Source organism: Novosphingobium sp. BF6 (genome assembly GCF_058273105.1).
Window position 1 is genome coordinate 886,149 of sequence record NZ_CM177776.1, and the last position, 22,678, is coordinate 908,826.

General features: G+C 66.2%; 22 protein-coding genes. 13 read left to right on the forward strand and 9 right to left on the reverse strand.

Annotated elements, in window-relative coordinates; genetic code table 11:
- Positions 1 to 11 precede the first annotated feature (11 nt).
- The 5 genes from AC4D6D_RS19355 to AC4D6D_RS19375 all read right to left on the reverse strand — a co-directional run bounded on the left by AC4D6D_RS19355 (position 12) and on the right by AC4D6D_RS19375 (position 4,838).
- Entirely contained in the window at positions 12 to 521 is a 510-nt protein-coding gene (locus tag AC4D6D_RS19355) for a VOC family protein (protein WP_491328651.1), read from the reverse strand.
- Complete coding sequence (locus AC4D6D_RS19360) at positions 518 to 2,179, reverse strand: FAD-dependent oxidoreductase (RefSeq protein WP_491328652.1); 1,662 nt, start codon at positions 2,177 to 2,179, stop codon at positions 518 to 520. Before AC4D6D_RS19360 ends, AC4D6D_RS19355 begins: the two co-directional genes overlap by 4 nt.
- A gap of 52 nt (positions 2,180 to 2,231) precedes the next feature.
- Entirely contained in the window at positions 2,232 to 3,023 is a 792-nt protein-coding gene (locus tag AC4D6D_RS19365) for an SDR family NAD(P)-dependent oxidoreductase (RefSeq protein WP_491328653.1), read from the reverse strand.
- Between the two features lie 220 nt (positions 3,024 to 3,243).
- Positions 3,244 to 4,062 (reverse strand): glucose 1-dehydrogenase, encoded by an 819-nt coding sequence (locus AC4D6D_RS19370; protein WP_491328654.1) that lies wholly within the window; start codon positions 4,060 to 4,062, stop codon positions 3,244 to 3,246.
- A complete protein-coding gene (locus AC4D6D_RS19375; RefSeq protein ID WP_491328655.1) occupies positions 4,059 to 4,838 on the reverse strand; it encodes an SDR family NAD(P)-dependent oxidoreductase in 780 nt (259 codons plus the stop codon). Before AC4D6D_RS19375 ends, AC4D6D_RS19370 begins: the two co-directional genes overlap by 4 nt.
- 149 nt (positions 4,839 to 4,987) lie before the next feature.
- Here AC4D6D_RS19375 and AC4D6D_RS19380 point away from each other — a divergent pair, with 149 nt between their 5' ends.
- Positions 4,988 to 6,430, forward strand: coding sequence for an aromatic ring-hydroxylating oxygenase subunit alpha (locus AC4D6D_RS19380; protein WP_491328656.1), 1,443 nt, complete (start codon positions 4,988 to 4,990; stop codon positions 6,428 to 6,430).
- A gap of 4 nt (positions 6,431 to 6,434) precedes the next feature.
- Positions 6,435 to 7,199 carry a ThuA domain-containing protein gene (locus AC4D6D_RS19385; RefSeq protein ID WP_491328657.1) on the forward strand — a complete coding sequence of 255 codons (765 nt, stop codon included), beginning with the start codon at positions 6,435 to 6,437 and terminating at the stop codon, positions 7,197 to 7,199.
- Between the two features lie 41 nt (positions 7,200 to 7,240).
- On the opposite strand, the gene AC4D6D_RS19390 is transcribed toward AC4D6D_RS19385, so the two are convergent.
- A complete protein-coding gene (locus AC4D6D_RS19390; protein WP_491328658.1) occupies positions 7,241 to 8,359 on the reverse strand; it encodes an acyl-CoA dehydrogenase family protein in 1,119 nt (372 codons plus the stop codon).
- Positions 8,360 to 8,510: 151 nt separating this feature from the next.
- Between AC4D6D_RS19390 and AC4D6D_RS19395 the strand changes: the two genes are divergently transcribed.
- On the forward strand, positions 8,511 to 9,284 hold the full coding sequence (locus tag AC4D6D_RS19395) for a LuxR C-terminal-related transcriptional regulator (RefSeq protein ID WP_147219976.1): 774 nt from the start codon (positions 8,511 to 8,513) through the stop codon (positions 9,282 to 9,284).
- A gap of 9 nt (positions 9,285 to 9,293) precedes the next feature.
- Here the strand turns inward: AC4D6D_RS19395 and AC4D6D_RS19400 are convergent, their stop codons facing one another.
- On the reverse strand, positions 9,294 to 10,928 hold the full coding sequence (locus AC4D6D_RS19400) for a GMC family oxidoreductase (RefSeq protein ID WP_491328659.1): 1,635 nt from the start codon (positions 10,926 to 10,928) through the stop codon (positions 9,294 to 9,296).
- Between the two features lie 139 nt (positions 10,929 to 11,067).
- On the opposite strand from AC4D6D_RS19400, the gene AC4D6D_RS19405 reads away from it, so the two are divergent.
- The 10 genes from AC4D6D_RS19405 (at position 11,068) to AC4D6D_RS19450 (ending at position 20,619) form a co-directional block, all read left to right on the forward strand.
- Positions 11,068 to 11,466: a Zn-ribbon domain-containing OB-fold protein gene (locus tag AC4D6D_RS19405; RefSeq protein WP_491328660.1), complete on the forward strand. Its 399-nt coding sequence runs from the start codon at positions 11,068 to 11,070 to the stop codon at positions 11,464 to 11,466.
- The gene (locus AC4D6D_RS19410) at positions 11,463 to 12,623 is read left to right on the forward strand and encodes a thiolase family protein (protein WP_491328661.1); all 1,161 of its coding nucleotides are present in this window, start codon (positions 11,463 to 11,465) and stop codon (positions 12,621 to 12,623) included. Before AC4D6D_RS19405 ends, AC4D6D_RS19410 begins: the two co-directional genes overlap by 4 nt.
- Positions 12,624 to 12,628: 5 nt before the next feature.
- On the forward strand, positions 12,629 to 13,837 hold the full coding sequence (locus AC4D6D_RS19415; protein ID WP_491328662.1) for an acyl-CoA dehydrogenase family protein: 1,209 nt from the start codon (positions 12,629 to 12,631) through the stop codon (positions 13,835 to 13,837).
- A gap of 46 nt (positions 13,838 to 13,883) precedes the next feature.
- Entirely contained in the window at positions 13,884 to 14,873 is a 990-nt protein-coding gene (locus tag AC4D6D_RS19420; RefSeq protein WP_491328775.1) for a thiamine pyrophosphate-dependent dehydrogenase E1 component subunit alpha, read from the forward strand.
- A 16-nt stretch (positions 14,874 to 14,889) separates the two neighbouring features.
- Positions 14,890 to 15,903 (forward strand): alpha-ketoacid dehydrogenase subunit beta, encoded by a 1,014-nt coding sequence (locus tag AC4D6D_RS19425; RefSeq protein WP_491328663.1) that lies wholly within the window; start codon positions 14,890 to 14,892, stop codon positions 15,901 to 15,903.
- A gap of 13 nt (positions 15,904 to 15,916) precedes the next feature.
- Positions 15,917 to 17,347 (forward strand): dihydrolipoamide acetyltransferase family protein, encoded by a 1,431-nt coding sequence (locus AC4D6D_RS19430; RefSeq protein WP_491328664.1) that lies wholly within the window; start codon positions 15,917 to 15,919, stop codon positions 17,345 to 17,347.
- A 13-nt stretch (positions 17,348 to 17,360) separates the two neighbouring features.
- Entirely contained in the window at positions 17,361 to 17,906 is a 546-nt protein-coding gene (locus AC4D6D_RS19435) for a VOC family protein (protein WP_491328665.1), read from the forward strand.
- Positions 17,903 to 19,117 (forward strand): acyl-CoA dehydrogenase family protein, encoded by a 1,215-nt coding sequence (locus tag AC4D6D_RS19440; protein ID WP_491328666.1) that lies wholly within the window; start codon positions 17,903 to 17,905, stop codon positions 19,115 to 19,117. Before AC4D6D_RS19435 ends, AC4D6D_RS19440 begins: the two co-directional genes overlap by 4 nt.
- Positions 19,098 to 20,198 (forward strand): phosphotransferase, encoded by a 1,101-nt coding sequence (locus AC4D6D_RS19445; protein ID WP_491328667.1) that lies wholly within the window; start codon positions 19,098 to 19,100, stop codon positions 20,196 to 20,198. Before AC4D6D_RS19440 ends, AC4D6D_RS19445 begins: the two co-directional genes overlap by 20 nt.
- Positions 20,199 to 20,280: 82 nt before the next feature.
- Positions 20,281 to 20,619, forward strand: coding sequence for a hypothetical protein (locus AC4D6D_RS19450; RefSeq protein WP_491328668.1), 339 nt, complete (start codon positions 20,281 to 20,283; stop codon positions 20,617 to 20,619).
- Here AC4D6D_RS19450 and AC4D6D_RS19455 read toward each other — a convergent pair.
- Positions 20,616 to 21,998, reverse strand: coding sequence for a sensor histidine kinase (locus AC4D6D_RS19455; RefSeq protein ID WP_491328669.1), 1,383 nt, complete (start codon positions 21,996 to 21,998; stop codon positions 20,616 to 20,618). The genes AC4D6D_RS19450 and AC4D6D_RS19455 overlap by 4 nt on opposite strands.
- Positions 21,995 to 22,663, reverse strand: a complete 669-nt coding sequence (locus AC4D6D_RS19460) for a response regulator transcription factor (protein ID WP_491328670.1) — start codon at positions 22,661 to 22,663, stop codon at positions 21,995 to 21,997. Before AC4D6D_RS19460 ends, AC4D6D_RS19455 begins: the two co-directional genes overlap by 4 nt.
- Positions 22,664 to 22,678 lie beyond the last annotated feature (15 nt).

Here is a 22,678-nt window from a genome sequence, read left to right on the forward strand (position 1 = left end):
GTGAGGTCCTTTCAGGTGATGGGCCGGATTAGCGGCGTCTCGTGGATTTCCAGAATTTCGAAGACGTTGCCGAAGAAATCCCGGCAATATGTGCCCGCATAGCCGTGCCTCACGCCGTCCGCGTCGGTGGTGATCGTCGCAAGGTCGGGCGGAGCGTGGACGGGCAGGCCCGCTGCGACGATCCGCTCGTGGACGGCGGCGAGGTCCTGCACTTGCAGGGCGATATGCGTGTAGCCGTATTCGTTGACGCCCCGGCGCGGGTCCTGCGGCTGCTTCTGCTTCGGCGCGGTATACTCGAAGCACTCGATCTGCACATTGCCGAGACGGCAGAAGAACTGCTCCGCCGCGCTGCCTTCCAGCCCGACGATCTGATCGATGAACGGATTGTCGGCCCAGCGCAGCGGCTCCACTTCCTCCACCGCGCCCAGGATATCGAGGTAGAAGTGCCGCGCCTTGGCCAGATCGGGCACCGAGACGCCGATGTGGTGGATGCCGATCACCCCGGGGAGAGTCTCGCTCATGCCGCTACCGAGCTTTCCGCGCCCAGATTGCGCTGCGCCGCGTGTCGGCCCGCAAGGTAGCCGAAGACCATGCCGGGGCCCAGCGTGCCACCACCGCCGCCGTAGGTCATGCCCATCATCGATCCCATGGCGTTGCCCGCCGCATAGAGCCCCTCGATCGGCTTCAGGTCCACGTCCAGCACGCGGCCGAGTGTGTCCGTCTTCGGCCCGCCCTTGGTGCCCAGCGCGCCGGACTTGACCTCGGCCGCGTAGTAAGGCCCACCCTCGATCTTGCCGAGCGTGGCTTCCTTGCGGCCCTTGTTGTCGGGGTCGCCCCAATAGAGGTCGTAATAGCTGTCGCCCCGGCCGAAGTCCTCGTCCTTGCCCGCATCGACCATCTTGTTCCAGCGTTCGACCGTGGCTTCCAGTGCGCCTTCGGGGATGCCCAGCTTTCCGGCAAGTTCGGCGAGAGTATCGCCGCGCGCGATCCAGTCGGCGGGTTCTCGTTTGTGCTCGCCGTCCCCCACGCCGATCAGCTGCGTGTCGAGGAAGCCCCACTTGTCGTAGAACGCCTGGTTGAACAGGCACCAGGCCGGAAGATTGGCCCAGGAGCAGGAATTGAGGTCCTGCACATGGAACGCGGCGCCGAAGGCGTTGTAGTTCGCCGCCTCGTTGGTGAAGCGCTTGCCGGTGCGATTGACCATGATCGTGCCGGGCAATGTCCGCTCCCCGGTGAACAGCATCCGGCCCATTTCGTTGAGCGGGGCCTCCACCACCGGCATCCACCAGGCCTCCCGCATGGAGGAGAGCATGGCGCCCGCCTTCATCGCCATGCGCAGCCCGTCGCCGGTATTGGTGCGGATCGAGACCGGAGACGTGAGCGGACCGCGCAGGAAGGCGGTCTTGAACGCTTCGTTATGTTCGAAGCCGCCGGTCGCCAGCATGACGTTGGGTGCGTCGATCAGGGTGCCGTCGTCCAGTTCCACGCCAATGGTGACGCCCTGTTCGATGCGGAGTTCCTTGCCGCCGGTGCCGAGCAGGAATTCCACGCCCCGATCCAGACAGCCGCGCAGCAGGCGGCCGACGAGGGCGTGGCCCAGCCCGCGCTCGTCATTGTCCGCCCGGCGCTTCGCCTCGGCTGGGTCCAGCGGATCGGGCACGGCCTGCGCCAGCGAGGTTTCGCCCACAGTGAAATAGACATGCGGCCAGTAATAGGGGGAGACCTCCACCCGGTCCCGCCATTCGCCGAGGTCGCCATAGGGATAGACCGCGCATTCCAGCGTACGCCCTCCGCGCGATGCGGCGCCGGGCTGTTCGGGGTGGTAATCCGGGAAATCGGGCACCACCATGAACTTCACCGGAGTCCGGTCCTCCAGGAAGGCCACCATCTCGACGCCGCCGTCGATATAGGCCTCGGCCATCTGCGGTTCGATCAGCCCGTTGGACATGGAGGCGAGGTAGGTCAGCGCCTTTTCGCGGCTGTCTTCCTTGCCGAACGCCTTCTGATGCGGGTTGCAGGGAATCCAGATCTGCCCGCCGGACCAGGCCGAAGTGCCGCCCAGCTTCTCGCCCTTTTCGACCACGAGAACTTTCGCGCCATGCTCGGCCGCGGTCAGCGCAGCCGTCAGCCCCGCCGCGCCCGAACCGAGCACGACGAGATCGTATGCCTTGTTGCTCATTGTCTCTCTCCCGATGGCCCCTTCAGGACCTCATGAAATCAGAGCTGCCAGATCACACTTGGCTAAAGCCTCCGTCCATCACGAGTTCGTCGCAGGTCATGAAGCTGGATGCCTCGCTGGCCAGGAAGACCACGCCGCCCGCCATTTCCTCGGGCCTGCCGAGGCGGCCGATGGGGTGGGTGGTGTTCATCGCCGCCAGCGAAGCCTCGCGCGAGGGCGAGGCGCCGAGTTCGACGTAGCGGTCCATGATCGATGCCAGCATCGGCGTCTCGATCCCGCCGGGGTGCACCGAATTGACGCGGATGTTGTACTTCAGTGCCGCGAATTCGGCGCCCAAGCACTTCGACAGCATCTTGATCGCCGCCTTGCTGACGCAATAGGCCGCATTGAACGCCGCACCGCGCAGGCCGCCGACGCTGGAGAAGTTGATTACCGATGCCCCGCCCTTGCGCGCCTTGCCCCCGGCCTTGAGCAGATCGAGCAGGACTTGCGTGCCGATGATCGCGGAATCGACGTTGATCGCATTGACCCGGTGAAATTCGGAAAGCGGCGTATCCTCGAACTTCGTGACGATCGAGAAGCCCGCATTGTTCACCAGCACGTCCAGCCTGCCGTAGTTTTCGCGCACCAGCGCCTCCACCGCGCGCCAGTCGGCCTCGCTGGTGACGTCGTGCTTCAGATAGTGGTCGGCGCCTTCGACGGTCGCGTCGTCCTTGAGATCGGTGGCGATCACGGTGGCGCCTGCGGCCTTCATGGCCTTCACGATCTCGCGCCCGATGCCGCCTGCGGCTCCGGTGACGACGGCGATGGTGTCGGGAAGGGCGCCGGGTGAGGTGGGGGTCATTCTGTATGTTCCTCTATCAATAGCGCCCTGCACGAGGGGGCTTCGACAAGTTCAGCCTGAGCGGGACTGGGGGGATCGAACAAGGTCCGGTTAGGCGTATGGGACAAGCGCCGCTCCCGCTGAACGAGACTGGGAGCATGGAACAAACCCCGCTCACCCTGAGCTTGTCGAAGGGTCACTCCCGACCTGTGGCCCTCAGCAAACAGGGCGCCACGCATCGTCACTGCGCGGTCCAGCCGCCGTCCACGACCAGTTCCGCACCGGTCATGTAGGAACTGTCGCTGGAAGCCAGGAAGAACACCGCGCTGGCCAGTTCGGACGGTTCGGCCAAGCGGCCCATGGGCGTCTTGCCGGACATCAGGTCCACCAGATCCTGCGGCTTTTCCGCGACGCCCTTGTCCACCCAGCGCTGGAAGCCTTCCTTGAGCAGCGGGGTTATCACGAAGCCGGGATGCAGCGAATTGGCGCGGATCAGCATCTTCTTTTCCGCGAATTCCAGCGCGATCGACTTGGTGAACAGCCGCACCGCACCCTTGCTGGCGTTGTAACCTGAAACCTCGCTCATGCCGACAAGGCCCATGATCGAACTGACGTTGATGATCGAGGCGCCGCCCTTCACGTCCGCGCCACTCGCCGCCATCAGCGGCACGAAAGTGCGCACGCCCAGGAACACGCCGTCGACATTGATGCTCATGATTCGCCGCCAGCCTTCGAGAGAGGTTTCGGCGACCGGGCCGGTCAGGTCGATGCCCGCGTTGTTGACCAGGATGTGCAGCTTGCCGTGCCGCTGGGTCACGGCATCCAGCACTGCGGTCCAGTCATCCTCGCTGGTGACGTTGGCCTGCACATAGCTGGCCGCCTGCCCCAGCCGCCCTAGCGTCTCTCCCGCCAGCGCGCTGTCCTGCGCCTCAAGATCGGTCAGCACCACTTCCGCGCCCTCGGCCAGGAATCGCTCCACGCAGGCGAGGCCGATGCCGCGCAGACCGCCCGAAACCAGCGCCACGCGGCCCTTCAGCCGCTGCGAACCCAGATCGCTCATACGCCCATCATCCCTGCCGTAGATGCCCCGTCGATCACGTATTCGCTGCCGGAGACGAACTGCGATTCGTCCGAGGCGAACCAGGCGACCAGCCCGGCGATCTCCTCCACGCGCGCCATGCGCCCGAAGGGAGACAGGCTCTCGTAGGCGGCGCGGGTGGCCTGCGGATCGCCGGAGGTCTCGATCAGGTTGCGGATCAGCGCCGTCTCGACCACGCCGGGCAGGATCGCGTTCACGCGAATGCGGTACTTGCGGTTGCCCGCGTGGACCGCCGCCGATTTCACCAGCGCGACGACGGCGGCCTTTGACACCGAATAGGCCACGAAATTGCCCATCGCCCGGTGCGCGTTCATGGAGGAGTTGACGAGGATCGACCCCGCTGCTCCTTCCGGGTTCCGGGCCATCAGCCGCATCGCATGCTGCACGGTAAGCATCGCCCCGGTCTGGTTGACGCCGATGACGTTCTCCCAGCCCTCCAGCGTGATGTCTTCCACGCTGCCGTCGCCGTGCTCGGTCCCGGCATTGGCGAAGGCAAAGTCCAGCCGTCCATATTCGCTCGCGATCCGGGCGGACAGCGCGTCCCACGCGGCGCCGTCACGCACGTTGTGGTTGACGAATTCGGCACCGGTCGCGGCGCAGACCTCGTCCGCGGCGCCCCGGTTGGAGCCGGTGAACACGACACGCGCGCCTTCCGCGCAGAGCCGCCGCACCGCACCCGCGCCGATGCCGGACGTGCCTCCGGTGACCAGCGCCACTTTGCCTTCAAGCCGCTTCACGGCATTCTCCCGTTTTATTCGTTGCTTCGAACATGGCCGATCTTCGCCGGGGGGCAACCTATGATTAGAGCAAGGTGACTTCGCCTTCCCTCCGGTCCAGACATGCCCCAAACAGGGAAAAACGAAACAGGTTGGGAGACCTTGGAGCAATGGCCGAACGTGACCCCGAATTGGGCTCCGCGCTGGGAGAAGACCGCAGCGAGGGCATCAGCTGGGCCGAACTCATGGCGCGGGATTCGCGGGAGGCCCCCGCGATCCTGACGGAGGAGAGCTACACCTATCGCGGGTCCGACCCGATCCCCGCCAGCCGCTACACCAGCGCCGAATTCGCGAAGCTGGAGCGGGAACGGATGTGGCCCTACGTCTGGCAGTTCGTCGCCCGCGAGGAAGACCTGCCCGATCCGGGCGACTTCATCGTCTACGAGAACGCGGGGCGGTCCTACCTCGTCAGCCGCCAGGACGACGGATCGATCCGCGCCATGCACAACGTGTGCCTCCATCGCGGCCGCAAGCTGCGCACGGAGGAAGGCCATGCCGAAAAGTTCGTCTGCCCGTTCCACGGCTTCGTCTGGAAGAAGGACGGCAGCTTCGATTCCATGCCTTGCCAGTGGGACTTTCCCCATCTGGCCGAACAGAACCTCGATCTGCCCGAGGCCGAAGTGGGTCGCTGGGCAGGCTACGTCTTCCTCCGCGAGGAGAAGGGCGGACCCAGTCTCGAGGAATTCCTGGCTCCGCTGCCCGAGCATTTCAAGCGCTGGCGGCACGAGGAATGTGCCAGCGTCATGCGCGTGGCCAAGGAAGTGCCGGCCAACTGGAAAGTGGTGATGGAGGCCTTCATGGAGGCCTGGCACACCATCGTCACCCACCCGCAACTGCTGCCCTTCACCGGCGATTCCAACGCCGCCTACTGGACCTGGGGGGACAATGTGAACGTCAACCTCGTCCCCTTCGGCGTGATGAGTCCGCATATCGAGCAGGGTCAGGGTGAGCAGTGGATCGTCGACGAGTTCATCAAGTACAACGGCCGCTCCGGCGACAATTACGAGGGCGAGGCCTCGGCCAATCCCATGGCGATCCGGGTGCCTGAAGGCGTCACTGCCCGCGCGGCGCTGGGCGCGGCGATGCGCGCGGCCTATACCGAGAGCACCGGCTACGATCATGCCGAGGCGACCGATGCCGAACTGCTGGACGCGCTGGTCTACAACGTCTTTCCAAACTTCGCGCCTTGGGGCGGTTACATGCCCAACATCATCTACAATTGGCTGCCCGGTAAGACGCCGGACACTTGCGTGATGGAAGTGCGCATTCTTGCGCGCATTCCCAAGGGTCAGCCGATCCCGCGCGGCGCGCCGCTGAAGATGCTGCGGCTGGACCAGAAATGGACCGAGGCGCCGGAACTGGGTATTCTGGGCGATGTGTTCGAACAGGACATGGACAACCTGCCCTTCGTTCAGGAAGGTCTCCACGCCTCGAAGACGGGCAAGGTGAACCTGGGCAACTATCAGGAAATCCGCATTCGCCAGTTCCAGGATACACTGATGAAATACATCGACGGCGAACTGGGGCAGACCGTGCCAGAAGGGATGGCCTGACTACATGAGCGAGACCGCTGAAAGCCACCCGCCGCGCATCGACTGCGTGTTGATCTGCGGCGGGGTCTGGCATGACATGGACTTCGCCCGGCTGGAACTGCTGAAGCTGCTGGCCGAGGACCCGTCGGTGCGTACCCGCGTGTTCGAGGATTACGAGAACCTCGACGCCATCCGCTCGGCCTCCGTGCTGATCACCTATACTTGCGACGTCACCCCGTCGCTGGCCGCGCAGGAGGTGCTGCGCGACTGGCTTACGACCGGTGGGCGCTGGTACGCGCTTCACGGCACCAATTCGGTGCTGCGCCTGCTCGAAAATGGACTATGGGACGCGCCGCGCTGGGCGCCGCTGTTCATGGACCTGCTGGGCAGCCAGTTCGTCAGCCACCCACCGATCGCGCCCTATACGGTGACGGTGGCCGATCCCGACCATCCGCTGGTAGAGGGCATCGAACCGTTCGAGACGACTGACGAACTCTACCATATGGAATGCCACGGCGACCTGCACGTGCTGCTGGAAACCGAATGCACCGAGGAAGGCACCGGTTTCGTGGAGGCGGCCGAGGCCATCGGCACGCATCCGGTGATGTATATCAAGCAGCACGGCCAGGGCGCGGTTCTCTACAACACGCTCGGCCACTGCCGGGGCCATTACGACTTGCAGCCCATGCTCGACTGGTGGCCGACGGTGGACCGCTGCGCCTGGGACCTACCGGTGTTCTACGAATTGCTGCGTCGGGGGATCGGCTGGATCAAGCAGCGGGAGGGGTGAGGTTGTAGAAAGGAAGCGGGGCGCCCGCTTCCTTTTCCCTTTCAGTTCAACAGCCGCGCATAGCGATCCAGCACTGCCTCCGGACCCTCCGGCCAGCGGGAGAGCACCAGCAACCGCTTGTGGCCGGCCCCGATGGCCAGTTCGTCGGTCACGCCCATGCCGCCGTGGAACTGCACCATCTCGTGCGCCAGCGCGATCGATGCCTCGCCGATCCACGCCCGCGCGCCGCTCACCGCTTCGGCAAAGCGGTCGCCGCCCCAGGATACCAGCGCCAGATTCAGCAGCGCCCGGCTTTGCTCGATGGCGGCATATTGCGCGACCATGCGGTGCTGGATCGCTTGAAACGAGCCAAGCGCTGCGCCGAACTGGTCGCGTGTGCGCAGATAGTCCAGCGTGTCATGGAACATGCGCTCCATGATGCCCAGCGCTTCGGCGCAGCGGGCCAGCGCGGCGACCTGTTGCGCCTCCTCGATCGCGGCAAGGCCGCCGTCGAGCCGGTGGCTTTCGGGCACGGAGACGCCCTCGAGCACGAGCGAGGCGGCAATCGACCCGTCCGCCAGCGGCCATTCGCGGCGGCAGAGGCCGGGAGTGTCGGCGGAGACGAGGAACAGCGCCAAGCCTTCCGAATCCGCAGGCGTGCCGGAGAGGCGGGCGGAGACGAGATAGCCGTCCGCGCCGCCGCCGGCGACGGCGTAGGGCTTCACCCCATCCAACCGATAGCCGCCGTTATCGGGCAGGGCAGCGGTTTCCACCCAGGTCATCCCGTCCCGTGCTTTCGCTTCGGCATGGGCGAGGGCGAGGCGCTTTTCGCCGGTAAGCAGCCCGTCCAGCCATTCATCCCGCAGTTCCTCGGGGGCGGTCCGCGCGAAAAGGCATCCGGCCAGCACCGAGGCTTCCGCCAGCGGCTCCACCACCATGCCGCGGCCCAGCGCCTCGAAAATGGTGGCGATGCCGGTGGCGTCGAGGCTGAGGCCGCCCAGTTCCTCCGGAAACGGGGCGGCAATTAGGCCCAGCTCACCCAGCAATGCCCAGTTCTTGCTGGAAAATCCGCTCGGTTCCGCAAGAAACTGGCGGCGGGTGGTGTGATCGTAAGTGTTGGTGACGAAGCGCTCGGTCAGCGCCTTGAGCATTTCCTCGTCTTCGCTGAGATCGAAATTCACATGCCTCTCCCGTCTGTCACACGGGTGTAGCACCTGCCGTGGGACCATCTCCGCTGGGCAAAAGGCTAGGATGGGAGCACTGTTTTTCGGCTTTCGGGCAATTGTGCACCCCGGCTGGACGCGTTACGCTCCCTGCCAAGAGAGGAAAAACATGTCGCTGTTGTCACAGGAAAACATAGACGCGGTACGCGTCTCTTCGCCGGCTGGCATTCGCCCGGCAGCGGAGGCCCTGCACACGATTGCCATCGATCTTGGCTACCGGGCGGCGCCCGCGCACGACATTGCCGACAAGCGGACGCCGGTGGACGGGGATGGGAAGGTGCTGGCTATCGAGGTGTTCGGCTGGGGCGATGACGAACGGGTGTGGTGGCGCAATTCGCGCATCGCGCTCGATTCCCCGCTGACGACGGCCTGCCGTTTCGAAGGCCAGCCGTTCTGGGCCAATGCACAGGGGTTCCACACGCGCGAGCCGAATTCCTACCTGCAATCCATCGACATCGCCAATTTCGAACAGCGCGCCATGACCCGCGCCTGCATCGCGGTGCCGGTGCACCTGCCGTTCGGGCAGATCGGCGCGGTAAGCTTCAACCCGCTGGACAAGGACCGCACCGACCTTGCAGACGATTTCCTGCGCCTGTCGGATGCGCTCGGCCTCTATGCCCGCACGTTCATCGCCACCTATGTGCAGGTGATGGGTTCCACCCAGGCGCTGCCGCCGGAATCACGCCTGTCCAAGCGAGAGGTCGAGTGTCTGCGCTGGGCGGCGATCGGCAAGACCGATCTCGAGATCAGCATGATCATGTCGCGCAGCCGGGCGACGGTGCGGTTCCACATCCACAATGCGGCGACCAAGCTGAACGCGGTGAACCGCAGCCAGACGGTCTTCAAGGCCGCGCAGCTAGGCTATATCTCGCTGCATAACTGATGGACCGCATCAGAAGGTAATCCGGTCCTCCAGCATCAGCTTCGCGCCGCGCAAGCCCAGCGCCATGGCGGGGGCGTTGGTGTTGCCGGTCACGTGGCCCGGCATCACCGAGCAATCCGCCACCCGCACGCCGGTCACGCCGTTCACCCGCAGGCGCGGATCGACCACGGCGGCCGGATCGCTGCCCATGCGGCAGGAGCGGATGGCGTGGAGGCCGCAACTCGACAGACGGCGGAACGCGGAGAGAATGGCTGCGTCGCTGTCGATTTCCGCGCCGGGCACCAGTTCTGTGCCGACCATCTGCCCCAATGGCGCCTCGGCCATGAAGGCGCGCATCTTGCGGACCAGCGCGACGGCGGAGCGGCGGTCGTGCTCGGTCGTCAGGAAGTTGTGGCGGATGTCGGCGGGATCACCGCTGTTCGGACCCGTAGCCCGCACCGCGCTCTCGCTGGTAAGGCGCAGCAACTGGCCGTAGATGGTGACGCCGGGGCGCGGATCGATCTTGTCGAGCGGGACCGGGTCCTTGTCGTCGCCGACCTTGAAGGTGTAGCCGCCCAGATAGAACTGCGCGTCCGTGCGCCCGTCGGGATGGGCGACGTTGCAGAAGGCGCCGACCTCGAACGGCCCGGTCGCCAGAACGCCGTCATGGCGCAGAAGATAGCGCAGCATCGCCAGCCCCGCGCCCAGGCCGAAGAAGCTGCGGTTGGTGCCGCGCCCGTGTTCCAGCCGATAGGGGATCGAGATCGACAGATGCTCGATCATCCGCTCGCCCACGTCGGGCGAATGGACGAGCGGGGCGATCCCCGCCGCTTTCAGCCTCTGCGCATCGCCGATGCCGGAGCGTTGAAGCAGCAGTGGGCTTTCCATCGCGCCCGCGCTCACCACGATCTCTCCGCAGCAGGCGAAGTGTTGCTGTGCGCCGTTTACAATGGCGTCGATGCCCACGGCGCGGGTGCCGTCGAACACGATCCGCTCCGCCAGAGCGCCGGTCATGACCGTCAGGTTCGGCCGCCCGCGCGCTGCCGCCAGATAAGTCCGTGCCGAGGATTCGCGGCGGCCGTTCCGGATGTTGTGGCTGTAATAGCCGACGCGCGGGCCGGTCGCGGCGTTGAGGTCGTCGACCCGGCGCAGCCCCAGCGCTTCGCCGGATTCGATCATGCGCTCCGCCAGCGGGTAAGTGTAGCAGGCGGGGTCGACATGGACGAGGCCGCCGCTGCCGCGCATCGGCGAAGCGCCTGCTGCGTGGTCCTCCAGTTCGAGGAAAGCCTTGGTCATGCTCGCGCCGTTCCAGCCGGTTGCGCCCGCGTCGCTTTCCCAGGCGTCATAGTCCGCCGGTTCGCCCCGGCTCCAGATCATGCCGTTGATCGAGGAGGAACCGCCAAGGCCCTTGCCGCGAATCCAGACCTCGCCGCCGCCGTCGTTGGCACCCTCCTCGCGCGGCTGGCTGACCGGATAGGCCCACATGTGTTCGGGCTTCTTGACCAGCTTGGCCACGCCCTTGGGCAGGGTGACCCAGAAACTGTCGTTGGCGCCGCCCGCCTCCAGCAACAGCACTTGCGCGCGGCCGTCGGCGCTCAGCCGTTCCGCCATAACGCAGCCCGCCGAACCGGCGCCAACGATGATGTAGTTCCAGCTCTTTGCCATCAGTTCGTTCTCCCGCCGCAATGCGTCGCACGAACTGGCACATTGGCTACCCTAGCGTTTTGGTGAGTCACAAAGCCGGGGCGGGCGCGCTTAAACCGTTCACATCAACGGACTCGAAAGCCGAGAGATGGGGAGAACGATGCGCGCCATTGCCGAAGGCCTGTTCACCGACGAAACGCCGCCCCGGCTGCTGGGCGGCCGCGAGCGGGAAACGGGGCGCGTGGTGTTTCCCTGCCCGCCTGGCAATGCCTGCGATCCCGTGCCGCTGGCGCGCGAGGGTCGGCTCTGGTCCTACACCGTGCAGCGCTATCGCCCCAAGACGCCGCCTTACACCGGGCCTGAGGCCTTCGCGCCGTGGATCGTCGCCTATGTCGAACTGCCGGGCGAAGTGATCGTGGAAGCACGGCTGGTGGACGTGGACTTCGATGCGGTGGAGATCGGGATGCCGGTGCGCCTCGTTCCGTTGGCGCTCGATCCCGAGGCGGCCGAGCCGTTGGCCATTCCGGCTTTCGCACCGATCGAGGAGGCCCGGGCATGAGCGACGTCTGCATCGTCGGCATCGGCATCCATCCCTTCGGGCGCTCCGATGGTCTGTCCGGTCTCGATCAGGGCGTCTTCGCCGTGCGGCAGGCGCTGGCCGATGCCGGGGTGGACTGGCCGCAAGTCCAGTTCGCCTATGGCAGTTCGGATGCGGCCGGAAACCCGGACACCATGGTCGATCGACTGGGCCTGACCGGGGTTCAGTTCATCAATGTCCGCAACGGCTGCGCGGCGGGCGGATCGGCGCTGTTCTCGGCACAGATGGCGATCAAGTCGGGCGAGTTCGAGCTTGGCCTTGCGGTCGGGTTCGACAAGCACCCCCGCGGCGCCTTCAATGCCCTGCCCAGCGAATACAACCTGCCGGACTGGTACGGGGAGGCGGGCTACATGGTCACCACCCAGTTCTTTGCGGCGAAGATCATGCGCTACATGCACATGTTCGGCATCTCCCACCAGACGCTGGCCCGCGTGGCGGAAAAGGCCTTTCGCAACGGCGCCCACGCGCCCCACGCCTGGCGGCGCCAGCCGGTGCCGATCGAGGAAATCCTGGCCGCCCCGCTCGTGTCGGACCCTTACACCAAATACATGTTCTGCTCTCCTGCTGAGGGCGGGGTGGCGCTGGTGCTGGCCAGCGAGAAGAAGGCGCGCGAACTGGGCAAGCCGCTGGTCCGCCTGAAGGCGGCGACCATGCGTACCCGCCCGCCGCACAGCTTCGAGGTTTTCGCACCAAGCGTGGACGTGGTCGCGGACGACAGCGCCCCGCGCGGCACCGCCACGCGGATCGCCTCCGCCGATGCCTTCCGTCTGGCCGGGATCGGTCCGGGCGACATCGACGTGGCCCAGCTTCAGGATACCGAGGCAGGGGCGGAGATCATGCATATGGCCGAGAACGGCTTCTGCGCCGATGGCGATCAGGAGCGCTGGCTGGCCGAAGGGCGCACGGAGATCGGCGGTGCCTTGCCGGTCAATACCGACGGCGGCTGCCTCGCCTGCGGAGAGCCGATCGGCGCTTCGGGGCTGCGGCAAGTCTATGAAAACGTGGTGCAACTGCGCGGAGACGGCGGCGGTCGTCAGGTGCCTCACCAGCCGAAGACCGCCTACAGCCATGTCTACGGGGCGCCGGGCGTATCCGCAGTGACGATTCTGGAACGATAGCACGCATGGACATCGAACTCTCCCCCGCCGACGCCGCCTTCCGCGAGGATATACGTGCTTTCTTGCGCGATCACTTGCCCGATGCGGTCAAGGCGGGTGCCGCCGCGACGCCTTCGGTCTTCGTGGAGCCGGACATCGGGCAGGCGTGGAACGCGGTGCTCGATGCGAAGGGCTGGCTGGGTTATCAATGGCCGGTCGAGCATGGCGGCACCGGCTGGACACCGCTGCAGCGCTATCTGTTCGAAAAGGAATGCGCCGCCGCAGGTGCGCCGAACCTGACCGTCCTGGGCCTGAAGCTGCTGGCCCCGGTGCTCTGGACTTTCGGCAGCGCGGCGCAGAAGGCCCGCTATCTGCCGCGCATTCTCTCGGGAGAGGACTACTGGTGCCAGGGCTTTTCGGAGCCGGGCGCGGGGTCTGACCTTGCCAGTCTGAAGACCCGCGCGGTGCGAGACGGCGACCATTACGTGGTCAACGGATCGAAGATCTGGACCACTCATGCCCATCACGCCAACGGCATGTTCACGCTGGTGCGCACCGATCCGGAGGTGAAGAAGCAGGCGGGCATCTCGTTCCTGCTGATCGACCTTGCCAGCCCCGGCGTTTCTGTGCGGCCGATCCTGACGACGGCGGGCGATCATGAGGTCAATCAGGTCTTCCTGGAAGACGTGCGCGTGCCCGCCGAAAACCTTGTGGGTGAGGAAGGGCAGGGCTGGACCATCGCCAAGTTCCTCCTCGAAAACGAGCGCGGCGGATCGTGCCACGCGCCCAAGCTCGGCTACGACCTTGCCCAGATCGCAGCGGTGTCGAAAGCGGAAAGCGACGGTCGCGGCGGAGTTCTGGCGGACAGCATCGACTGGCGCCGCCGCATGGCCAAGGCCCGGCTGGGCGTGGAGGCGCTGGAGATGATCGAGCTGAAGATCATCTCCGAAATCGCCAAGGGCCGGAAACCGGGACCGCAGACCTCGCTCACCAAGCTGCTGGCATCGAACTTGCGGCAGGAGATCGACCTGCTCGCGGTAGACCTGTTTGGCATCGCCGGGCTCCAGCTGGAAACCTCACGCCCGCTCTATGGCGCCAATGCGCCGGAGCCGGTTCACTCACGCGCCGCGCAAGTCGCCGCCGCCCGCTATCTCAACAGCCGGGCCTGGACGATTTTCGGGGGGACAAACGAGGTGCAGAGCACCATCATCGCCAAGTCCGTCTTGGGCCTTTGAAGGGAACCGTGAAGACATGCGGACCACAATGGGAGAGGAAGCCGGGATGCAACTGAACCGCGAGGCGCTGACGCGCGCCTATCGGCAGATGAAGCTGATCCGCGAATTCGAGGAACGCCTTCACGAGGAGATCCAGACCGGGGAGATCGCCGGCTTCACGCACCTCTATTGCGGGCAGGAAGCCGTGGCGGTGGGCGTGTGCGAACACCTTTCGGAACGCGACAAGATCGTCTCGACCCATCGCGGCCATGGCCATTGCCTGGCCAAGGGCTGCGACGTGACCGGGATGATGAAGGAGATCTGGGGCAGCCAGGAAGGCCTGTGCAACGGCAAGGGCGGCTCCATGCACATCGCTGATATCGACAAGGGCATGCTGGGCGCCAACGGCATCGTCGGCGCGGGCGCGCCGATCGCCGTGGGCGCGGCGCTATCGAACAAGATCGATGGGCCGGACGAGAACGGCAAGCTGGCTGTCTCCATCGCCTTCTCGGGCGACGGCGCCTGCAACCAGGGCACCACGTTCGAGGCGATGAACCTGGCCGTCGTCACCAAGGCTCCGGCGATCTTCGTTTTCGAGAACAACCACTATTCGGAACACACAGGCGATGCCTATGCCGTGGGCACCGCGCAGGACATCGCCAGCCGCGCCGAAGCCTTCGGCATGAAAGTCTGGCGAGCGGACGGGACGGACTTCTTCTCGGTGTTCGACACTTTCGGCGAAGTGCTGGAATTCGTGCGCACCCCCGGCAATGGCCCGGCGGCGGTGGAATTCGATACAGAGCGCTTCTTCGGCCACTTCGAAGGCGACCCCCAGCGCTATCGCGGCGAGGGGGAACTGGACCGGCTGCGCGCCACGCGTGACTGCCTGCGCAAGTTCCGCGAGAAGGTGACCGGGGCGAAACTGCTGACCGACGCCGATCTGGACGCGGTGGATACCGATGCCCTCGGCACCATCGAACAAGCTGTCGCAGACTCTCGCGCGGCGGCTCGGCCGCAGCCCGAGAACGTCCTCGAAAACGTTTACATCAGCTACTGACGGCGGAGCGAGACACATGGCAAAGATGATGTACCGCGACGCCATTCGCGGCACGATATTCCAGGAAATGCAGCGCGATCCGCGCGTCGTCGTGCTGGGCGAGGACGTGGTGGGCGGCATGGGCACGGCGGGCGGTCCGGAGGCGATCGGCGGCATATGGTCCACCTCCACCGGGTTCTACGAGGCCTTCGGGCCGGACCGGGTGATCGACACGCCGATCAGCGAAAGCGCGATCATGGGCGCGGCGGGCGGCCTCGCTCTGGCAGGCAAGCGGCCGGTGGCGGAGATCATGTTCGCGGACTTCATCGGCGTCTGCATGGACCAGCTGTGGAACCAGATCGCCAAGTTCCGCTACATGTTCGGCGGCAAGTCGGTCTGCCCGGCGGTAATCCGCATGCCCTGCGGCGCGGGCTACAACGCCGCTGCGCAGCACAGCCAGATGATCAGCCAGTTCGTCACCTCCATGCCCGGCCTGAAGGTCGTCATGCCCGCGACCCCCGCCGATGCCTGCGGATTGCTGCGGCAGGCGATCCGGGACGACGATCCGGTGGTCTTTCTGGAGCACAAGTTCCTCTACGCGATGACCGGCGAAGTGCCGGACGATCCGGACTTCGTCATCCCCTTCGGCCATGCGCGGTTGGCGCGGGCGGGTGAGGATGTGACGATCGTCGCCTCCGGCATGATGGTCGGCTATGCCGAGACCGCCGCCGACGATCTGGCGCAGGACGGCGTGGGCTGCGACGTGATCGACTTGCGCACCACCTCTCCGCTAGACGAGGAAGCGATCCTCGATTCCGTGGAGGCGACCGGGCGACTGGTGATCGTGGACGAGGCGCCGCCGCGCTGCAGCCTTGCCACCGACATTGCCGCGCTGGTGGCGAACAAGGCTTTCGCCAGCCTGAGGGCGCCGATCGAGATGGTCACCGCGCCGCATACCCCGGTGCCCTTCGCCCGCGAGTTGGAAGGCGCTTATCTGCCCAGCCCCGCGAAAGTCGCCGCCGCCGTCCGCAAGACGCTGGCATACCGTTGAAGGGAGCGCCGTCATGAGCAGGATCCGCGCTTTCACGATGCCGAAGTGGGGCATCGAGATGACGGAAGGGACCGTGGCCGAATGGATGGTCAAGGAAGGCGACAGTTTCACGCGCGGCCAGACGCTGTGCCTGATCGAAACCGCCAAGATCACCAACGAGGTGGAGGCCGAATACGACGCCACCGTGCGCCGCGTGCTGATTACCGGGGGCGGCGAAGCCGAGCCGGTGGGCGCGCTGCTGGCGGTGTTCGATGAGGGGGCGCACTCGGATGACGAGATCGACGCCTTCATTGCCGCCTTCACCCCCGCCGAGGGCGGCGTGGCGCAGGGCGCGTCGAAGGCGAAGGTGGTGGAGCCGGTCGGCGCCATCGCTGGCACGCCCGAACGTGTGCGCGTGCCGATCGAGACCAACCGCCCGATCAGCCCGGAGGCGCTGCGCCTTGCCGAGGAGGAGGGCGTCGATATCGCCGGGGTCGACGGGTCCGGGCGGGGTGGCCGCATTACCCATCAGGACGTGGTCAAGGCCATGCGTGGACCAGCCAGCCCGGTGCTCAAGGGCACCGTAGCGCTGCCGGAGGACGATGCGAAAGTCTTCGCCTCCCCGCTCGCCCGCCGCATCGCCGCGCTGCATGGAATCGCCTTGGCGGGCGTGACGGGAACCGGCCCGCGCGGGCGGATTTCGAAGGGGGACGTGCTGGCACTGGTCCCGGCTCCGACAAGTGCCGGTTCCCTGGCCGCGCCCGAGTTCGTCGCGGGCGAGAACCGGCCCGAGATCGTCCCCTTCGACCGCATCCGCAAGGTCGTCGCCCAGCGGCTGACGCAGGCGAAGCAGGAAATCCCGCACTTCTACTTGCGCCTCTCCGCCCGCGCCGATGCCCTGCTGGAACTGCGCAAGAGCGCCAATCTCGTGCTCGGCTGCAAGGCTTCGGTGAACGACTGGGTGGTCAAGGCCTGCGCCATGGCGCTGGTCCGCCATCCGGAAGTCAACGTGCAGGTCCACGGCACGGACATCTACCGCTTTCCCCATGCCGATATTTCGATCGCGGTGGCAGGACCGAAGGGCCTCGTTACCCCGGTGGTGCGGCAGGCGGACCGGATGCGGATCGACCAGCTTGCCGCCGAAACCCGCCGCCTGATCGACAAGGCGCAGGGGAAGGGCCTCGGCATGGAGGACATGGAGGGCGGGACGTTCTCCGTCTCCAACCTCGGCATGTTCGGGGTCGAGAACTTCGATGCGATCATCAACCCGCCTCAAGGCGCGATCCTAGCCGTCGGCACGGCGCAGCGCCAGCCGGTGGAGACGGCATCCGGCGGCGTGGCGTTCGAGACGCGGATCGCCCTGACCCTCTCGGTCGATCACCGCGCTATCGACGGGGCGGCAGGGGCGCTGTTCCTCCAGACGCTCAAGACCCTCATCGAGGAGCCGCAAGGCCTCTTCGTCTGAATAAGGAAAAGCCATGACAAGTCCGGCCAAACCGGGACCGCTCAAAGCGCTGGGGGACGTGATCCAGCTGGCCTACTTCCCCAGCGATTTCGACGCCGCTCTTAAATACTGGATCGAAACCGTGGGCGTCGGCCCGTTCTTCGTGTTGAACGACGTGCGGCTGGGCGAGATGAAGTACAAGGGCCAGCCCACCGATGCCACCTTCTCGATGGCGATCGGCTATTGGGGCGATATCCAGATCGAGCTGATTCGCACCGAGAGCACGGCGCCCTCGCTCTACACCGGCGAATATGCGGTGCGCGACCGGCTGCACCACGTCTGCGTCTTCGTGAAGGACATTGCCGAGGCCCGCCGCGCCTGCGCCGAGGTGGGCGCCGAAGTGATCGTGGAGGGCAAAGTGGGCGACGATGGCGAGGTGATCTACGTCGATCCCGGTCAGGGCCCCGGTTTCGTGATCGAATACCTCCAGCCCATGGCCGGATCGGAGGGCCTGTTCGAGATGATGAAGGCCGCCGCGCGCGATTGGGACGGCAGCGATCCCGTGCGGGTGCTGCAATGAGCGCGACCCTTTCCGCATCCGCCGCCGCCATGGCCGACCGCGTCGAGGCGTTCGTGCGCGAAGTCGTCGTTCCGTACGAGAACGATCCGCGCCGCGACCATCACGGCGCGCCGACCGACGATCTCGTCATGGAAATGCGCGGCAAGGCGCGCGCGGCGGGTGTGCTCACCCCGCATATCCGCGATGACGGCAGCCACCTGACCCAGCGCGAGACGGCCGAAGTGCTGATCCGCTCCGGTCTCTCGCCGCTCGGCCCGCTGGCCTGCAACACCATGGCGCCCGATGAGGGCAACATGTACCTGATCGGCCATGTCGGCTCGCCCGAGTTGAAGGCGCGGTTCCTGCAGCCGCTGGTGGAGGGCAGGGGTCGCTCCGCCTTCTTCATGACCGAACCGGCCGACTGGGGCGGTGCGGGGTCGGACCCTTCGATGATGAAGACCACCTGCCGCCGCGATGGCGATCACTGGGTGATCGACGGGCGCAAGACCTTCATCACCGGCGCCAAGGGGGCGATGGTGGGCATCGTCATGGCTGTGTCGGTGGACGAGGAGAGCAAGGGCGGGGCCTGCATGTTCCTGGTCGACCTGCCCGATCCCGCCATCGTGATCGACGAGGTGCCGAACACCATCGATACGTCGATGCCCGGTGGCCATTCCACCGTGACGATCCGCGCGCTTCGCGTTCCAGCCAATCAGATGCTGGGTGATCCGGGCGAGGGCTTCAAGTATGCGCAGGTCCGCCTCAGCCCCGCGCGCCTTTCGCACTGCATGCGTTGGCTGGGCGCCTGCATCCGCGCGCACGAGATCGCCGTGGACTATGCCTGCCGACGCGAGGCTTTCGGCAAGACGCTGATCGACCACGAAGGCGTGGGCTTCATGCTCGCCGAAAACCGCATCCTGATCCAGCAGTGCCGCCTGATGATCGACTGGTGCGCGGGCGTGCTGGACACGGGATCGTTGGGCACGGTCGAAAGCTCGATGGCGAAAGTCTCGGTCAGCGAGGCCCTGATGAAGATCGCCGACAACTGCGTGCAGGTGATGGGCGGCACCGGGGTTACCGACCGCACGATCGTGGAGCAGGTGTTCCGCGAGATCCGCGCCTTCCGCATCTATGATGGGCCGACCGAAGTGCACAAATGGTCGCTTGCGAAGAAGATCAAACGCGAATGGAAGCAGGCGCAGGAGACTGCCGATGCAGAGCAAGCGGCCTAGCGCGATGGCTGTCGATCTCGCTGCCGACAATGCGGGCACCGTGCCCGTCCGCGAAGGCTACCGCTTCGACGAGGCGGCGCTGGCGCGGTGGATGGCAGAGCATGTCGAAGGCTTTGCCGGGCCGCTGACGGTGGAGCAGTTCAAGGGCGGGCAGTCCAATCCGACCTACCGCCTCTCCGCGCCCGCGCGCAACTATGTGTTGCGCCGCAAGCCGCCCGGTGACCTGTTGCCGGGCGCGCATGCCGTTGACCGCGAGGCGCGGGTGCAGACGGCGCTGGGAACGGCGGGCTTCCCGGTAGCGCGGATCCATGGTCTCTGCACCGACGATGCCGTGATCGGGACCTGGTTCTATGTGATGGACATGGTGGAGGGGCGTATCTTCTGGGACGCGACCTTCCCCGGAGTCTCGCGTGAGCAGCGCCCGGCTTACTTCGACGCGATGAACGCCACGATGGCAGCGCTTCACGCCGTCGATCCCGATGCCGTGGGGCTGGGCGATTACGGCAAGCCGGGCAATTACTTCGCGCGGCAGATCGGGCGCTGGACCAGGCAGTACCAAGCCGACGAACTCGCCGGTCGTAATGCCGACATGGACGCGCTGGTGGAGGCGCTGCCCGCGCTGATCCCGCCGGGGGACGAGACTTCGGTGATCCACGGCGACTGCCGCTGCGACAACATGATCTTCCACCCCACCGAGCCGCGCGTGCTGGCGGTGCTGGACTGGGAGCTTTCCACGCTGGGCCATCCGCTGGCGGACTTCGCCTATCACACGCTGATGTACCGGATGCCGCCGGAGATCGTGCCGGGGCTTGCCGGTGCCGATCTTGCGTCGCTGAACATTCCTACCGAGCGCGATTATGTGGCCGCCTATTGCGCGCGGACCGGGCGGGAAGGCATTGCCAATTACGAGTTCTATGTCGCCTTCAACCTGTTCCGGCTTGCCGCGATCTTCCACGGCATCAAGGGGCGGGTGCTGCGCGGCAATGCTGCCAATGCGCAGGCTGCCAGTCGGGCGGAAAGCTTTCCGACGCTGGCCCGCATGGCACGGCAGAGCCTTGACGCCGTTGATCGACACGACTGATCGCTGAAAACGGAACTTCGCACTCGCAGTCCTTGCGGTCGTCTCCCAGATAAAGGGAGAGCGACAAGGCGAGGAGTTCAGAATGTCCGGTAAGGACAAGTCAATCCGCGAGATTTCGGCCAAGTGGGACGATGTCCTGCTGGTCTGCCGCAAGTGCGGCAAGAAAGTCGGCGGCGGTTTCGGCAAGGACGGCGAGCAGCGTCTGGAAAAGGCGTTGAAGTCGCAGCTCAAAGGGAAGGGGCGCTACAAAGTGGTGCCGGTGCCCTGCCTTGACATCTGCCCGAAGAACGCCGTCTGCCTCGTGCAGGCGAGCGCGCCGGGAACCGTCCATCTGGTGAAGCCGGATACGCCGATGGAACAGGTTGTCGAAGCGCTGGCGCCGCCGTCGCCGCGACCCGGGAAAGTCCGGCGGGTGGCCTAATCCGCCACGGCGGGCAGACTCAGCACCACGAGCAATCCGGGGCCGTCCTGCCGGTTCTCCAACCGGATCGTGCCGCCCGCCAGAGTCATGGCCTTGACCGCGATGGACAGGCCCAGACCGCTACCGGGGCAATTCGCGGTGCCGCGTTCGAAGCGGCGCAACAGGCGGTCCCGGTCGGCCGCGTCGACACCGCAGCCCCGGTCCGCCACGGTAATGGCGAGGCGGTCCGAACTGCGCACCACGGCGATATCCACCTGCCCACCGTCCCGCGCATGGACCGTCGCGTTGCCGATCACCGCCGAGAGCGCGATCTGCAACGACGAAGGGTCGCAGCGCCAGCGCACGATGTGATCGGGCGTGACGGAGAATTCCATCGCATCGGGCGGCAGGCGGAGCAGCGTTTCCGCCACGACATCCGCCACCAGCGCATGGACGTCGACCGAGCGGGTGGATACCGAAGTCGCGTTGAGGCGCGCGAGGGTTAGCATGCCGTCGATCAGGTCTCCGGCGCGGTCGACCACGGCGAGCAGGCGCCCGGCTTCTTCCTGTTGCGGTGCGGGCGAGGTTTTGCGCAGCAGTTGCGCCTGCGCGCGGATCGCTGCCAGCGGCGTGCGCAGTTCGTGCGCGACATCGTCGGTGAAGGCCTGCTCCAGTTCGTAGGCCTGGTCGAGCCGGACGAAGAGCTTGTTCAGCGCGACGATCAGCGGGCCGAGATCGCGCGACCAGTCGCCCCGCACCAGCGGCGTCAGGTCGGCCAGCGAGCGGGCGTTCAGCGTCGTCGCCAGCCGTTCGACTTCGGACAGGCTCTTGCGCAGGGTCCACCAGAGCACGACCATGCTGGCGGCAATCAGCAGGATCAGCGGCAGCGCCAGCTTGCGCAGGACCGGCACCATCGAGAATTCGCGCATGGCATCGCGCTCCGCAACGACGACGAGCAGCCGGGGGTCGCGGCCGGGCAAGCCGTAGCTGCGCCAGCTGTCGCCCACCGCCTTGAAATCGTGAAGGCCCGGCTGACGCGGGACGAGGTTGACGGGCGCGCCCCAGCCGGACTGGGCGACGGGCCTGCCGTCCCAGAACACCGCGAACATGCACCAGTCGTAGGAGGCGTGGAAGGCCTTGCGTTCCTGATTGGAAAGTAGGGGATCATCCGCTTCGTCGAGCGGCAGATTCTTCCCACGTGCGACGAGCACGCCTGCGGTCAGGTCGTCCTGCATCATCATGTAGAGCAGGCGCGAGGCATTCACGAGCTGGGCGTCGGAGGCGCGCCCGATCTCCCGGTTGGCGACGACGTAGAGGATCGCGCCCATGCCGAGGCCGGTCAGCGCCAGCAGGATCAGCACCCGGCGGTAGAGCCGGATCGAGAGCGACGAGCGTATCACGTATCCGGCCCGCCGACCATGTAGCCGAGGCCCCGCGCAGTGCGGATGAAGTCCCGTCCGAACTTGCGGCGCAGTGCGGAGATGGCGACTTCCACGGTGTTCGATTCCACCCAATGCTCCTGGTCGTAGAGTTCGCCTTCGAGGTCCGCCTTGGAGACGAAGCGCCGGGCGCGCCGCATCAGCAGGGCGAGCACGCGGAATTCCTTGGCGGTCAGCGCCACCGGCTCGCCGCTGAGGGTGGCGACATGGCCCGAGACGTCCAGCGTCACGTCGCCCACGCTCATGCTGTCGGCCGGGCGGCCGTCCTTGCGGCGCAGCTGCGAGCGGATGCGCGCGGCCAGTTCCTCCAGGTCCACCGGCTTCACCACGTAGTCGTCGGCACCGGCATCGAGACCGGCGACGCGCTGGCGGGTGCGGTCGAAAGCGGTGACGATGATGACTGGCGTCGCCTTGCCGTCGGCGCGAAGCTGGCGCAGCACGTCGAGGCCGCCCATGCGCGGCATGCCGAGATCGAGCAGGATCACGTCGTAGTCGCCCACGCTGGCCGCCTCGAGCACATCGTCCCCCCGCGCGAAGAGATCGACGACATAGCCGTCCAGCTCCAGCGCGCGCTTCATCGCGGACCCGAGGGCGGCATCGTCTTCCGCAACCAGCAGACGGGGCAAGACAGGCTCCCTTGG